Raw genomic sequence first — 13,691 nt, forward strand, 5'->3', positions numbered from 1 at the left:
ATCCCTCCTGTAGTAGCCAAAAGGGCCTCAGTCCGCGGGCTGTGCCTCCGTAGCTGGTGTCCCGCTTGGAAGCTCGGGAATGGACAGGTCCACGCGGCGGAGTAGCTGTGCGTTGATCGCGACGATTACTGTACTCAAAGACAGCAGAAGCGTACCTACAGCGGGGGACAGCAGAGTTCCGATCGGTGCCAATACGCCTGCTGCAAGCGGAATAGCGAAGACGTTGTAGCCGGCCGCCCAGACGATGCTCTCCTGCATCTTCCGGTAGCTCGCCTTGCTTAGCTTCACGAGTCGCACCACGTCCATCGGGTTGTTCTGGACGAGGATGACGTCGGCCGACTGGACCGCAACGTCGGTACCGCTCCCGATCGCAATGCCGACGTCCGCTCGCGTCAGCGCCGACGCGTCGTTGACGCCGTCGACGACCATCCCCACAAGCTTGCCCTGGTCTTGGAGTTCTTGGACTTTCTCGTCCTTGTCCTCGGGGAGGACTTCTGCGAACACCGTATCGATGCCCAGTTCATCGGCGACCGCTCCGGCGACGTCCTGGGAGTCGCCGGTCAGCATCGCCACCTCGATGCCCAGATCGTGGAGTGCGTCGACGACAGCGTAGCTTTCCTCGCGGATCACGTCGGCCATCGCGAAGGCAGCGATCAACTCTCCTTCGAGAACGAGATACACCACTGTCTGTGCGTTCTCGCCGGCCTCATCAGCGAAACGCTGGAGGTGATCGGAGACATCGCTATCGAGTTGGGTCAACAAGTTCGGCCCGCCGACGTACACCTCGTTTCCTTCGACGCTCGCGCGAACCCCTCGCCTTTGATCGCCTCGAAGTCGGTCGCGTCAGGTGCGCTAAGATCACGCTCGTCAGCTGCCTCGCGGATGGCTCGTGCAATCATGTGTTCGGAATCACTCTCGATTGCGAATGCCAAACAGTTTGTCGACGGGGACTCACGATCAACTGACGATAGTATTCTCGCCTAGCAGATGGTGGAGAGAAACGGAACAGACAAACTCCACTCCTTACGAGGATCGATCGACCGATCAGCGCTCCTCACGGTTCGTGACATCATCGAGAGAGAAGAGCCGCTCGCAGCGCCAACGCTAGACGGCTATCTCAACCCGACGGTTCTGGAAGTCCCACTCGGTGACGGCCGCCGTAGTGCTGACTCCGCCCGAATTGATGTTCAGTGGACGACTCGAGCGGACTACAAATTTCACTATACGGACACTGACGGTGTGAATTTCCGCTGGGACAGTCATCCACATGGCGGTGATTACATCTCCGTTCCAGGTCTCGAATACTATCATCCGCCCCCTGACGCCACTTCCGATCCAGACGATATCGAAGAGTCCTGCATCAAGCAGTCTGTCGAAGCACTCGTCACTCGTGCTGTTCTCAAACTCTGGCGTGTTGCCTATCATGCAGACTCCTACGACCCGCTGAATGCTGCGAGTAATCCACCGTAATCGAGGTGGAGGCCCCACTCTCAGCGAGCGAGCGGAGGTATTGCTCTCACGAGAGGGGGGAGTCACTCACAGCAATTCGACCCACTCGGGAGCGCAATCGTGTGTGCCGCCGTAGATCGAGCGCTCGGGATACTGGTCGTCGTCAGCCTCGACAGCGACGATCACGTTGCCGCCGGAACACGAAATTTCTGCACCGGTTCCGACGACTGCATCGAGTGGGCCGTCTCCGTCGGTCCAGTCAGTTCTGACGTGGTCACCGCGGTCGAAGTCATACTCCTCGAAGGAAGGCGCTGTGGTACTCATGATCTCCTCCGGCTTCGGGGGAGACACAAAACCTCAGCCGTTCACCGGTCGGTCATGCACGTCGAACACGAATCGTATCGTACCAAATTGCACTCCCATCTACGAAAACAGAGGTTTTCGACCACACAGGTGAGACTACACGACGTCACATTCGGATAGCGCAGCCAAACACTCAATAATCGGGTTATCCAACAGACGAGTATGGCTACTATCGAAATTGATGAAGAGGTGTATGAGGCGCTCCAGATTCCTGAGGGAGAGCGGCCGCAGGCAATGAAACAAGAATTGGCTGTCTCGCTTTACGCGCGTGATGTCCTTTCGTTCGGGAAAGCGCGTGCATTGGCAGAACTGTCCCACCGAGAGTTCCAAGCGTTACTCGGAGACCGCGAAATCCCACGCCATTACACCGACACTGAACTTGCCGAAGACCTCGACTATGCCGAATAACGAGCTTGTAGTCTCGGACACGTCACCGCTGCTGAATCTTGCACTTATCGACCAACTCACTCTTCTCAAATCGCAGTTTTCGAGCATCACCATTCCGCGTCAGGTGTGGGACGAACTCACTGATGGAGAGGCAGGTGTAGACGCGCTTCGCTCGTTGCGTGACGATGAGTTCCTGACGATCACCGAGGTCGAACAGTCGCACCTCTTCACTGAAATCTTCTACGAGCTGGATCTCGGGGAAACAGCTGCTATTTGTCATGCCATCGAGCACGATGCTGACCTCATCCTTTTGGATGAAAAAGACGGTCGACAGGTCGCTCGGAGACACAGCCTGACGGTAACGGGAGTCATCGGGATACTACTCCGCGGAGCCAATGCTGGAGACATTGAATTAAAACACGAACTTGACGCCCTTCGTGACGCTGGCTTCTGGATCTCTGATGAGCTGTCCTCAAAAATTCTTTCTGAAGCAACGGAATAGTTACCGTTCCCACGGGAAAAAGCCATTCCGCTCGCGATAGGCACTGATCTGGTCCTGAAATTCTTGCTCCTGGAAGTCTGGCTCGTCGCCGTGGATGTCTTCGGGAGAGACGCCGTCGGGAAGATGCTCGTAGTCCGTGACGTCCCCCGTGTCATCCTCTTGGTCGGGTTCGTGTCGGTGCTGCCCACACTCCCTGCAGGTCCAGATCATGCGGTCAAGGTGTGGGTGGCACTCGAAGCCATCGAGTCCGTACGATTCGTGTCCCGTCACGGCGCCACACTGGCGACAGTAGAACCCGATTCCGACTATCTCCGGTTCGGCTCTTGCCTGATGGCGCTTCACAACGCCGGGCACAAGCCAGTACGTGCCGTCGTCCTCCCGGAACTCATCCGTGAGCTGCTGGAACTCCGAGCGGTCGGTGACTGGCGACCCGTCCTCGAGATAGATCCGTGGCTGGACGTCGCCCCCATCCCCGTCCCAGTTGGTCTGTTCGTCGGCTGTCTCCAAGAGCGCCTGTCCGGATTCCTCGCCGATCGTGGTTTCGGTCGGCAGGTCGGGCCAGCCTTTCGTGAGAGTGGCGGCTGGCTCAGTTCCGAAGGCTGCTCGACACTTCACCGTTCCATGAGAGACATCCTCGCCGCTCGCGATGCTGTCGGAAACGGAGAAGGCCGCAGCGCCGAGGGCTCGTGCATGGAAGTCAGTATTCGCTTCGACGAGTGCGAGTACTACCCGCCCGAACGTCCACTCCCCAAGTGGGCTGCTATCCTGATCGTCGAACGAAGTCTCTGAGATGCCGGTTTGAGCGCAGAACGGACACTGGCGTTCATCCCGTGGAATGGCCTGTCCACAGGTCCGACAGGTGCGAGCATCATCCTCTGTACGGTCGGGATATCCAGTGGAGTCGAGGACTCGTTCCTGTCCGTTTCCTCTCGTTTCAGGATCGGAACTCGCGGCACCGGGGATATCCGCGGGGTCGTACTCAGGATTCCGGTCAGTCACACGCTTGGTTGCGGTCGTCATAGTATTTAAACCCCGGCCCCGAGGGAAGCACAAACCGACAGAGAGCGAAACTGGACGAGTTGGCTATCCGTCCCTGTGCTGTCCGTCACTGTGTGGCGTCATCACGCTGATCGGCGGCAATATTTATACAGACGACACGGAAGAGGTTGTGAGCATGACCTGCCCGGTAACTCGTTGATTATCTTGATGAGGACATCTTCTGTGACGAGAGTGAAGTCAGTGATGACTGGTGAAAGCATCCACAAAAACGTTGACTTTGAGTAGAATAATCGGTTTTCATGGGCTCAGAATCTACTCATCTCAGAGCCATCTTCAGTGTGGGACTCATTTATGTCTGTTTCGCCTGTCGCTTCCGGAGCATGAAGACACCGAACGTGTGTCTCTCGAACCTCTTCGAGTGACGGATGGTGTTCCTGACAGGATTGTGTCACGGCCGGACAACGTGGATGGAATGGGCAGCCTTCCGGTCTATCTGCTGGGTCAGGAGGAGCACCCTGAAGCGGCACTGGCGGGGGATCTCGTGGGTCATCACTCGGGATCGCACGGATTAACGCTTCAGTATAGGGATGGTTCGGGGACTGGAACAGGTCGCCTGCTTGCCCGACTTCGACGAGTTCGCCAGCATACATTACCGCGACCCTATCAGCGAGGAACCTGACGACATTGAGGTCATGGGAAATAAACACGTAGCCGACACCGAACTGCTGTTGTATGTCTGCGAGAAGCGAAAGAACTCTCGCCTGTGTGGCCATGTCGAGTCCGGAGACTGGTTCATCGAGTACGATTATATCGGGGTCGTGTGCAATAGCTCGGGCGAGAGCGACGCGCTGTATTTGGCCGCCGGAGAGTTCCCGGGGATACCGGTCAGCGATTTCTGGCGCAAGATCAACACTGCACAACAGCTCAGCGACCTCGTCTGGGCCGGTGTCATGTAGGGAAGCCGAGGTGGCGTCGCTACTGGCTTCAGCAATTGACCGACCGATGGGCCACCGGGGGTCAAAGCTTCCCCGGGCGTGTTGAAACACGACGCCGACTCGCCGCCGTTGCGCGGTCGAACGCTCTGAGAGGTCACCGACGCGCGTTCCATCGAGACGAACTTGCCCATCGTCCGGGGTGAGCTGTCCGGTGATGAGTTTCGCGAGTGTTGATTTCCCGCAGCCACTCTCACCAACAAGTCCCAGCGTTTCGCCACGTTGGACGGCTAAGGATACATCACAGACCGCTTTCGCCGGTGAGTCGCTGCTACGCAACCGACTGAGGACGGATCGTGTCGATGAAAACGCTTTCGAGACGTTTTGTACTTCGACCACAGGAGTACCAGACTGCACATCATCTGGAGTTTGGTTACGCTGTGTCATTCTGTTGTCCTCCGTTAGCTGCCGGAATCTCCTGCTGTTCGGACACGAACTTGGCTTCAGAGAACGGTGCTTCGACGCAGGCGAGTCGGTGGTCCGACGCGGCCTCAGTCGTCGGAATCGGCCCAGAGCGACACGTTTCGGTCACATACTGGCAGCGGTCGGCAAACGGACAGCCCTCATGGCTGCTGCTGGGGTCTCGTGGACGTGCCATGGCGGACTGGACTTGCTTGTCAGCGTCGCTGTTTCGGACCGAACTCGAAAGGAGTGCTCTCGTGTACGGATGTTCCGGTGCGGTCAGTATTCGCTCAACGGGGCCGGCCTCCATTACCTGTCCGTCATAGAGTACCACGACACGGTCACATGTCTGTGCAATCACACCGATATCATGGGAGATAAGCAGTATGCCGATGTTCTGTTCGTCACGTAACGAGCGCAATCGACTGAGAATATCTGCCTGTGTGGTCGTGTCAAGTGCTGTTGTTGGCTCGTCGGCAACCAGCAACGCGGGTTCACTTGCCAGTGCAATGGCGAGGACTGCTCGTTGCCGGAGACCACCAGAAAACTCGTGTGGAAATGACGACACATTTGCTTCCGGGTTCGGGATGCCTACTTGGTCCAGCAACTCGATAGCGCGCTCCCGTGCGTTCTCCCACGCTGACCGATCCTGGAACGGCGACACACCGAGGAAATCTAGCAGACGTTGTGTCCCGCTCGATTCGTGTATCCGAACCGATTCTGCGATCTGCTCACCGACCGAAAACACAGGGTTCAAGCTTTCCGTCGGGTCCTGAAAGACCATCGAGAGCTTATTTCCACGTAGTTGACGCAGTGTCGCTTCAGTGGCAGTTGTTAGCTCTCTTTCAGCAAAGGTAATGGATCCGCCAACGATGTTTCCCGGGTCCTCAAGTCGGCAAATTGATCTGGCAGTAACGGACTTGCCGCTCCCACTTTCGCCGAGTATACCGACAATTTCGCCCCGGTCGACGGTGAACGACACCCCGCTGACCGCGTCGACAGTCCCGTGATCAGTGTCGAAACGAGTCTGTAAGTTCTCGACGCGAAGCAGTGGTTCGCTCATTGCTACAGTTCCTCCATCTGTGCTGTCTGCGTAGGTGAAAGCATATCTCGAAGGCTGTCTCCGAGAAGATTGAATCCGAGTACGGTGAGCATGATACAGAGGCCCGGAGCGTTGACAAGCCACCACGCCTGTCTGAGATAGCTGCGTCCGGATGCAAGCATTGTCCCCCATTCAGGTGTGGGTGGCTGTGCGCCCAGCCCAAGGAATGAAAGTCCCGCTGTGCCGAGAATGACGCTGCCGATGTCAAGCGTTGCCAGAACGACAACTGGTGCAACGACGTGCGGGAGTAGGTGGCGAGTTGCGATGTGCGTTCGTGACCGGCCGAGCAATCGTGCGGCGCTTACAAACTCACGCTCTCGAAGCGAGAGTACGCTACTCCGAACTAACCGTGCGTACGATGCCCAACCAACGACCGCCAGTGCAAGCATCACGTTCACCAGACTCGGCCCCAGAATCCCGGCGATGACAAGTGCGAGGACGATTCCAGGGAACGCAAGCAGTGTATCGACAAGTCGCATCAGCGTCTCATCAATCCAGCCACCGGCGTAGCCGGCGAGGAGGCCGACTGCCGTCCCCATAATAAGTCGTACAGTGGTTACAGCGACGGCGATACCGAGCGAGAATCGCGCACCATGAAGGAGTCTTGTCAGTACGTCTCTACCCAGCTGGTCGGTCCCGAACGGATGAGACAGTGACGGAGATTCAAGCCTGTTCGAAAGGTCCTGTTCGACTGGATCGTAGGGCGAAACAACTGGTCCAAGTGCCGCAAGGACAAGCAACGTGAGCACAACTCCGATTCCGAATTGTCCGAGGCGGTCCGTTGCGAGTCCGTCAGTTCCCCTCTGTTGCTTGTTGGCTTCCTGTCGCTTTCTTCTATCGGCGGTTCGGTCGCTCATGTGTGCTCACCTCCGAGGTCGATTCGTGGGTCAAGTCGGCTATACGTCAGGTCGACTGCAAAGTTCACCAAGACAAAGATGACGCCGATTAGCAGTGTTACGCCCTGTACGACCGGGTAGTCACGAGCAAAGATTGCATCAACGAGTAACGTCCCCAAGCCCGGCCGTTGAAACACTACTTCGATAACAACTGCGCCGTTAAGGACGTAACTCAACTGCAAACCTATAATCGTCACGACGGGCACAAGCGCGTTCCGGAGCGCGTGTTTATAGACGATAATCCGTTCGCGCAACCCTTTCGATCTGGCGGCCTGAATGTACGCGTCATCCAGAACATCAAGCATCGCTGTTCGAACCAGTCGCGCGATAACCGCAGCCATTCCAGAGCCAAGCGTCAGTGAGGGGAGAACCAGATGTTTCGGTCCAGCCGCGCCGGCCACCGGAAAGAGGTTGAGACGGAGCGCACAGACGATAATAAGCAGGTAGCCAAGCCAGAAGTTCGGCATTGAGACCCCTATTAGCGAGCCGATCTGTGCGGCGTAGTCAGTCCGGCTCCCCGGATTACTCGCGCTGGCAATTCCGGCTGGGAGAGCTATTACAAGCGCGACGAGCATCGATGCAACAGCGAGTGCGATTGTATTCGGCAACCGTTGGACAATCATATCAGAAACAGACCGGTCGCTGTAGTACGATTGACCGAGGTCGCCTTGCAGTGCGTTCCCCATCCAGCGGGCATACTGGACTATGAATGGGTCGTCAAGCCCATTTTCAGCTCGAAACTGATCGACTGCATCCTGAGATGGGGCCTGTCCACCCATCTGTTGGGTCAGAATCGTTCGCGCCGGATCCCCCGGTGTGACGAACACCAGCCCGTACGTGAGCAGCGACACACCCAGCAGAACGATTGCCATCGTCAGCAGTCGTTTGCAGAGTTCCGCCCCGATCATCGCTGCTGTGTGACCTCCTCCAGATGATAACAGGATTCGATGGGATGGGGCTGGTATCCCTCGACGTCGGCACGAGTCCCGATGACGTTCGCGTAGTAGGTGAGCCAGCCGAGCGGGAGGTCACGTTGCATACGCCGCTGGACCGCTGCGTATCGCTCGAACCGCTCGTCACGGTCGGCTGTCCGCCTAGCTGCTTCGAGGTGCCGGTCGACCGCTTCGCTCTCGTAGCCACTGAACATCGTCTCCGTCTCCGAATGAACGAGGTCAGACAGTCGGTCCGGGTCGGGATACCATAGCACTGAACTCGACCACAGAACGGTATCGAACTCCCCGTTTGTTGCTTGCTCTTTGATTGTCGAGGACTCCATGACTGAAATATCGACATCGAAGCCAACCGCCTGAAGCTGTGTCTGTATCACTTCGGCAATCGTGGGCAGTAGTGGACGGGTATTATACGTCCAGATCGACACCGAGAGTGTGTCACCGTCACGGGTACGGGTGCCCCCATCCGGTTCCCATCCTGCTTCAGCGAGCAGACTCCGTGCCTTATCAGGTGAGTATTCGTACGGTTCGAGCTCTGCGGCCCACTCCGTTACATCCGCTGGGAACGGACCGACCGCTTTCGACCCCAGCCCATTCAGCAACGAATCAACGATGTGGTCCCGGTCGATAGCATACATCACCGCGCGACGGACTTTTTTGTCCGCAAACGGTGCAGAGTCGAGGTCGAACACAAGGTATCGGGCTCGCGGAATCTTGTACGTGTGAGCAGTGAGATCGGGACTGGATGCAAGTGTATCCGCTGCCTTGTTCGGAAGAATACGTGCCATATCCAGTTCCCCGCTTTCGAGCTTTAGCCGCCGAGTCTGGTCGTCAGTGATCCCTTCGTAGATTAGTGTCTCGATGTGTGCGGTCGACCCGTGGTAGTCCGGGGTAGCGGTCGTTGTGATTGTCGAGCCCGGCTCCCAGTCTTCGAATTGAAACGGACCAGTACCGATCGGCTCAGTGATTGACCCATCGTTGGCGATTGCAGACGGTGAAACAGGGCAGGTAATCCCACGGGTACAGTGTGCTGGCAGTGGTGAAAACGGAACTGTAGTTTGAATTATAATCGTCCGGTCAGCAGCGGCTTCGACTGATTCGACCGGGACTGCAGCCATCGAACTTGATTCGAATGCTCGTGTGAGCGATGGGAGCACAGTTTCTGCAGTCACCTCAGTCCCGTCGTGGAATGTGGCTCCTTCACGGAGTGTGAACTCCCACGTCCTGTCGTTGACCATGTGCCAGTCAGTGGCCAAGCCCGGAGACACAGTCGCGTCGTAATCGACGGTAAGCAGTGGCTCAAGCACATTGAGGCGTCGCCAGAGCCAGCCGTTTGCCACGGGATCTATCGCATCCGGCGTCCAGGGTGAGCCAACCCTGAACGTGTCATCGTCTACGCTATCACCGCTTTGTAGCCAATACCCACTGAGGCCCGAAATACCGGCTGCAGCTGCAAACAATGTCTGTCGTCGCGTGAATTTATACATACTATATATCACACTTCGTCTGCAACATTCGAGTTCTCGTCCAGACCAGCTGCCCTAGTCGCTCTGAACCACCGGATAGAGACGGTACGTTCATCGACGGCCAGCAGAACAGCACGGTTCACACCTGAGTTGAAACGCAGGACATCGAGACTCACGGTATCCCTGCTCATTGTTCCCGCGTGAGACCAGACCATTCGATCATGTTGTCTACCGGGTGGCCGTCGATACCGGAGACATCCGCCCGCCGGCCGAAGACGGACTCGTTGTAATACAGTGGGATGACCGCCCCGGTATCGACCACGCGCCGCTGGACTTCACCGTAGTAGTCCCGTTTCGCTTCCAGATTTTCTGCCCGATATCCCTGCTCGATGAGGCGGTCGACTTCTGGACCAGGATTGTAGATGCCGGTGCCGTCTTGCTTGTAGCGTTTCCGATTGTCACTGCCTTCGGAGTGGAACATTGCCGAATAAGATAGTCACAGGCAGCGCTATTCGATCCGAAACCGACGAGCGTCAGGTTCGCTTCGCCTGCGGTGAACCTCTCGTTGAACGATGCCGGATCGACCTGTCGAATCTCGCTTGTGACGCCTATCTCTTTGAACCAACCGGAAAGCGTCTGTGCGATCGTTCTATCGTCGGCATTTTTGCTATTGATCAGAACCGATAGCGTTTCGCCGTCGTATCTGGACGCCTCAACGAGGTCCCGTGCCCGATCTAGGTCTGGCCCGTAGGTCGGGAGTTCATCGTGAATTGACCATGGAATAGTAGACGAAATCGGTCCATATGCTGGCTTGCCAATATCGTTGAGAACATTCTCGACGATCTGGCTCTGGTCGACAGCCCAGTTGAGTGCCTTTCGAAGTTGCTCGTCATCGGTCGGCGACCGATACAGATTGACTGCGACGAGCCCAGCCTCAGGTGTGAGATAGGTGTCGATCCCTGTCTCCGAAGCCTCGACAAGCGCCGTAGCCCGGCTTTTCGGGATTTGTTGTGCGATATCGACTGAACCTTTTTCAAGAGACAGCACGCGCGTGTTGGGATCCTTGATCCACTCAAAAGTGAGTTCTGTGGGGGTAGCTGTCCCGTCTCGATAATCAGCAAACGGCGTAAGCGTGATTGACTGTCCTGCCGTGACTTCATCGACCTCAAACGGGCCTGTCCCAGTCGGCGTCTCGTTTTCATCAGGGTGTTGAATGCCGAAATACTGGTGTGAGATTGTGCCAGGAAACGCGGGGAAGGGGTCCGTTGTCTCGAACCGAACAGTGGTGTCATCTACTGCCGTGACGCCATCAGACGTGACACCAATCCAGCCCGGGACCCACGACCACTGCTCAAAAACACGGTCAAAGGAGCGGACAACCTCGTCGGCTGTCAGCGGGTCTCCGTTGTGGAATGTGACATCATTGCGTAAGGAAAACTCCCACGTCGTCTCGTCGACGGCCTCCCATTCTGTGGCAAGCAGCGGCGCGGTTTCCATCTCCGCTGTGGTGTCAACGAGCGGTTCAAACACATGCGTATAATACGGTGTGATACCGTTGTAGACATCCCACTTTTCCCGTGTTGGATCTCGCGCCAACGCAACAGTAAATGAATCCTCAGAATCGGCCTTTGAGGAACTACAGCCTGCAATCAGGCCAGCAGCTCCAGCCACAGCACCGCCCAGCAGTTCCCGTCTCGAACAGTGTTTAGGCATTAGCACTCACCTTGTTGCTGAGCGACATGAGGGCAGGACCAACACAGACAGAAGTATCTGATTCCATGCGGCTGCTTGCCGGGAAATATTGTATAAATCTCGACATCATATGATGGATACAAAGGGGAAGCCAGTAAATCAATTGTGGTTTAGTTAACTAAAGGGTAGTTGTATAATACCACACAGAGTATTTTCCAACCCCGAAGCATTCAATACAGTAATCTTTCAGAGAAGAGTTTCACAGTCCCTCTAAGAATGAACCACTCCCAAGCACCGGTTACACCCTTACATTGAGGATATCAGCGACTGCCATCATCAAATGACTACTGCTCACGCGTGTAGACACACCACCGTTTCCGGTGAAAACCACCAGACAGCAGTAGTGTTTACACTCGAAACACGGTGTGGTGAACCTGGGATGTGACCATGCTCAGCGCAGGAATGATCTACACTTCGAGTGGCTCCATCGACTCGACCTCGAAGGTCAACAGATGGGACCGGAGTTGTGCGTAGGCCCCGTCACCGTCAGTCGTGACACAGAACCGATTTGGCCTTGCCTCGCGAGGATTGCCGTCGTTCTCCTTCCACTCCTCCAGGGTGAACTCACGCGCCTTCAACTCGCTGTCAGCACCCTCAAAGACGGCCGCGACCGATGGCGTCCCATGGTTGTCAGCGACGTAGGCCACCGTGACAGCGTCGTAGTCGGCGTCAAGTTTCGTCCACCCATCGAGCGCTTCCGGCGGGTCCTCGGCGAACTGCTCGATCTCACGCTGGCTCAGTTCGGCTTCTGCGGCGTCGTACCACGCTTGTTTGATATCCTCGGCTTGGGACCGCTCGATCTCCTGAAGGACGTCGCTGTCGATACACTCTCTGGCCCACGCAAGCACGGTCTTGGCCTTCTTGTACCTCTCCTCGGGTTCGCCGTCCAGCTGTCCGAAGTTCATCTCTTGGGGCGACATCAAGAGGACATGAGAGCGCCAGTAACCGGGGTCAGCGTCGCATTCCTCGTCGGCATTGGGAGCCCACGACTCCATCGAGGTTCGGACTTTCTCGTGGTGCCCGAAGCCAATTCGGACGCCGCTGGCGCGTAAGATACGTTCCGCAAGGTCGATGGTTCGCTCGCGCTCGTCAGCGGGCACTTCATCGGGGCGAGTGACGTCGGCGTAGAATGGCAAGCCGACTGTGCTGATGATCGTTTCTTCATAGTTTGGGATAAGCAGCGGTTCATCGACGAAGATCGGGTCGAACGGTGGTTCGGCTGTCGGCAACATACTGGAAAGCCTCCAGCCACCGAGGCAGCACAAAATCGCGCTGGGTCGAAGTCCGATCTAGAGGTACTGGTCGGCGGTGTCGCCGTGGTTCGCTTCCAGGGCTTCCCAGTCAGTCATCGCGTCGTATTCTGGTCGAACCTCGCCGTCTGAGAGCATATCGTCGACGAAGGCTTGGACTTGTTCGTCGATAGAAACGTTCTGCAGGTCGCGCTCACGAGCGACAAACTGGATACCACAGAACGAGCGTCCGTCTGCTGCGAGCTGCCAGAGCAGAAGCTTTCGGTTCTGGTGGGTTGCGAGTTCGGTCAGCAATGCGTCGTCTGGTGGGTTGGACATCGTGTGGAGCCGCCGGCTGCGAGGGCTGCACAAAACGAACATTGTGGGCAATAGCTCAATCGCCTACATGATGTATTAGAACAAACAAGATGCCTGAGTTCGGTTAGATAAACAGATCTCTCATGTGGTACAGGGTGTGTGACCTGAATAATTTCAGCTGCGATGTTATCTTTGATCTGTCTCTTTTCAGGAAAGTCTCCAGATGAGATTTCCAACGCAAACACGCTACGCAGGCGGCGTAGTTCAACTTTGATAGTGTCTTGCTGTATCGGCCGTAGAGAAGTGGGACCCCCCGGTTTTCACGAGAGTTAATATCGGCCAGTGAACCGGCATTTTGTTGCCCACCCCCCACATTTCACGAGAGTTTAAGAATAGCAGCTCCTAACTCATGAAATGTGGGGTGTAGTTGAGCAGAGCAAGTCATCAATTGTGTAGTAACTCAGAGAAAGCACGGAGTCTAGACAGTGAGTGGAGAGGGATTGATGGTCTCTCAGGGAATCAAATACAGAGCAGCGCGACCGTAGACTCCTATGGATATAACCTACTAGCGATGGATATTGTTTGTTGACGACGATAACTGACCATGAGAAGTTGAGGTCTCCTTTCTGCCTTGCTGAATAGAAGAGACAGGTAGATATCTCCCCCGCCCCCCATATTTCATGAGAGTTGCTATAGGGGAGGGAAGAAATAATGTCTGACGCTTCTTGCTGAGTTTCCACTAGAGAATTAAACTGAACCTAACGTATTACGGATGCTGTTTTGACCCACTTATATTAAATCTTCTTCTCATTCAGAGTTTCATTTTGCCCTCTCTTCCCCTCCTCTCCAACGATACTCTCGTGAAATCTGGGGGGCGGGGGTTG

The 13,691-nt window shown here is 56.1% G+C and carries 12 protein-coding genes and 2 pseudogenes; 3 read left to right on the forward strand and 11 right to left on the reverse strand.

Features of this window, described 5'->3' with window-relative positions:
• Positions 1-27 precede the first annotated feature (27 nt).
• Positions 28-932: pseudogene (locus HAH_RS17240) on the reverse strand (HAD-IC family P-type ATPase); the annotation flags it as partial.
• A gap of 55 nt (positions 933-987) precedes the next feature.
• Here HAH_RS17240 and HAH_RS20530 point away from each other — a divergent pair.
• Complete coding sequence (locus tag HAH_RS20530) at positions 988-1,470, forward strand: hypothetical protein (RefSeq protein ID WP_014030985.1); 483 nt, start codon at positions 988-990, stop codon at positions 1,468-1,470.
• Between the two features lie 66 nt (positions 1,471-1,536).
• Here HAH_RS20530 and HAH_RS17250 read toward each other — a convergent pair whose 3' ends face one another.
• On the reverse strand, positions 1,537-1,773 hold the full coding sequence (locus tag HAH_RS17250) for a hypothetical protein (protein ID WP_014030986.1): 237 nt from the start codon (positions 1,771-1,773) through the stop codon (positions 1,537-1,539).
• Positions 1,774-1,974: 201 nt separating this feature from the next.
• Here HAH_RS17250 and HAH_RS17255 point away from each other — a divergent pair, with 201 nt between their 5' ends.
• Both HAH_RS17255 and HAH_RS17260 read left to right on the forward strand, forming a co-directional pair.
• Entirely contained in the window at positions 1,975-2,220 is a 246-nt protein-coding gene (locus tag HAH_RS17255) for a UPF0175 family protein (protein ID WP_014030987.1), read from the forward strand.
• Complete coding sequence (locus HAH_RS17260; RefSeq protein ID WP_014030988.1) at positions 2,210-2,701, forward strand: DUF3368 domain-containing protein; 492 nt, start codon at positions 2,210-2,212, stop codon at positions 2,699-2,701. Before HAH_RS17255 ends, HAH_RS17260 begins: the two co-directional genes overlap by 11 nt.
• Here HAH_RS17260 and HAH_RS17265 read toward each other — a convergent pair whose 3' ends face one another.
• From HAH_RS17265 to HAH_RS17305, 9 genes and pseudogenes are all read right to left on the reverse strand, one after another.
• Entirely contained in the window at positions 2,702-3,721 is a 1,020-nt protein-coding gene (locus tag HAH_RS17265) for a hypothetical protein (protein WP_014030989.1), read from the reverse strand. It lies immediately after the preceding gene.
• 284 nt (positions 3,722-4,005) lie between these two features.
• Positions 4,006-5,079, reverse strand: coding sequence for an oligopeptide/dipeptide ABC transporter ATP-binding protein (locus HAH_RS19370; RefSeq protein WP_014030990.1), 1,074 nt, complete (start codon positions 5,077-5,079; stop codon positions 4,006-4,008).
• Positions 5,066-6,157: an ABC transporter ATP-binding protein gene (locus HAH_RS17275; RefSeq protein ID WP_014030991.1), complete on the reverse strand. Its 1,092-nt coding sequence runs from the start codon at positions 6,155-6,157 to the stop codon at positions 5,066-5,068. The genes HAH_RS19370 and HAH_RS17275 overlap by 14 nt, the downstream gene beginning before the upstream one ends.
• A gap of 2 nt (positions 6,158-6,159) precedes the next feature.
• Complete coding sequence (gene nikC / locus HAH_RS17280) at positions 6,160-7,053, reverse strand: nickel transporter permease (RefSeq protein ID WP_014030992.1); 894 nt, start codon at positions 7,051-7,053, stop codon at positions 6,160-6,162.
• Positions 7,050-8,000: a nickel ABC transporter permease gene (gene nikB / locus HAH_RS17285; RefSeq protein ID WP_014030993.1), complete on the reverse strand. Its 951-nt coding sequence runs from the start codon at positions 7,998-8,000 to the stop codon at positions 7,050-7,052. Before nikB ends, nikC begins: the two co-directional genes overlap by 4 nt.
• Positions 7,997-9,529: an ABC transporter substrate-binding protein gene (locus HAH_RS17290; protein ID WP_014030994.1), complete on the reverse strand. Its 1,533-nt coding sequence runs from the start codon at positions 9,527-9,529 to the stop codon at positions 7,997-7,999. The genes nikB and HAH_RS17290 overlap by 4 nt, the downstream gene beginning before the upstream one ends.
• A 166-nt stretch (positions 9,530-9,695) precedes the next feature.
• Positions 9,696-11,221: pseudogene (locus HAH_RS17295) on the reverse strand (ABC transporter substrate-binding protein).
• Positions 11,222-11,667: 446 nt separating this feature from the next.
• On the reverse strand, positions 11,668-12,492 hold the full coding sequence (locus HAH_RS17300) for a hypothetical protein (protein WP_014030996.1): 825 nt from the start codon (positions 12,490-12,492) through the stop codon (positions 11,668-11,670).
• A 57-nt stretch (positions 12,493-12,549) separates the two neighbouring features.
• Positions 12,550-12,828, reverse strand: a complete 279-nt coding sequence (locus tag HAH_RS17305) for a hypothetical protein (RefSeq protein ID WP_014030997.1) — start codon at positions 12,826-12,828, stop codon at positions 12,550-12,552.
• Between the last annotated feature and the right edge of the window lie 863 nt (positions 12,829-13,691).

It is taken from the genome of Haloarcula hispanica ATCC 33960 (assembly GCF_000223905.1).
GTDB classification, from domain to species: domain Archaea; phylum Halobacteriota; class Halobacteria; order Halobacteriales; family Haloarculaceae; genus Haloarcula; species Haloarcula hispanica.

Bases quoted from the DNA above. Each gene is read 5' to 3' on its own strand.
- HAH_RS17265 (WP_014030989.1), bottom strand. From the start codon at position 3,721: ATGACGACCGCAACCAAGCGTGTGACTGACCGGAATCCTGAGTACGAC.
- nikB (WP_014030993.1), bottom strand. From the start codon at position 8,000: ATGATCGGGGCGGAACTCTGCAAACGACTGCTGACGATGGCAATCGTT.
- HAH_RS20530 (WP_014030985.1), top strand. From the start codon at position 988: ATGGTGGAGAGAAACGGAACAGACAAACTCCACTCCTTACGAGGATCG.
- HAH_RS17255 (WP_014030987.1), top strand. From the start codon at position 1,975: ATGGCTACTATCGAAATTGATGAAGAGGTGTATGAGGCGCTCCAGATT.
- HAH_RS17290 (WP_014030994.1), bottom strand. From the start codon at position 9,529: ATGTATAAATTCACGCGACGACAGACATTGTTTGCAGCTGCAGCCGGT.
- HAH_RS17260 (WP_014030988.1), top strand. From the start codon at position 2,210: ATGCCGAATAACGAGCTTGTAGTCTCGGACACGTCACCGCTGCTGAAT.
- HAH_RS17300 (WP_014030996.1), bottom strand. From the start codon at position 12,492: ATGTTGCCGACAGCCGAACCACCGTTCGACCCGATCTTCGTCGATGAA.
- nikC (WP_014030992.1), bottom strand. From the start codon at position 7,053: ATGAGCGACCGAACCGCCGATAGAAGAAAGCGACAGGAAGCCAACAAG.
- HAH_RS19370 (WP_014030990.1), bottom strand. From the start codon at position 5,079: ATGACACAGCGTAACCAAACTCCAGATGATGTGCAGTCTGGTACTCCT.
- HAH_RS17250 (WP_014030986.1), bottom strand. From the start codon at position 1,773: ATGAGTACCACAGCGCCTTCCTTCGAGGAGTATGACTTCGACCGCGGT.
- HAH_RS17275 (WP_014030991.1), bottom strand. From the start codon at position 6,157: ATGAGCGAACCACTGCTTCGCGTCGAGAACTTACAGACTCGTTTCGAC.
- HAH_RS17305 (WP_014030997.1), bottom strand. From the start codon at position 12,828: ATGTCCAACCCACCAGACGACGCATTGCTGACCGAACTCGCAACCCAC.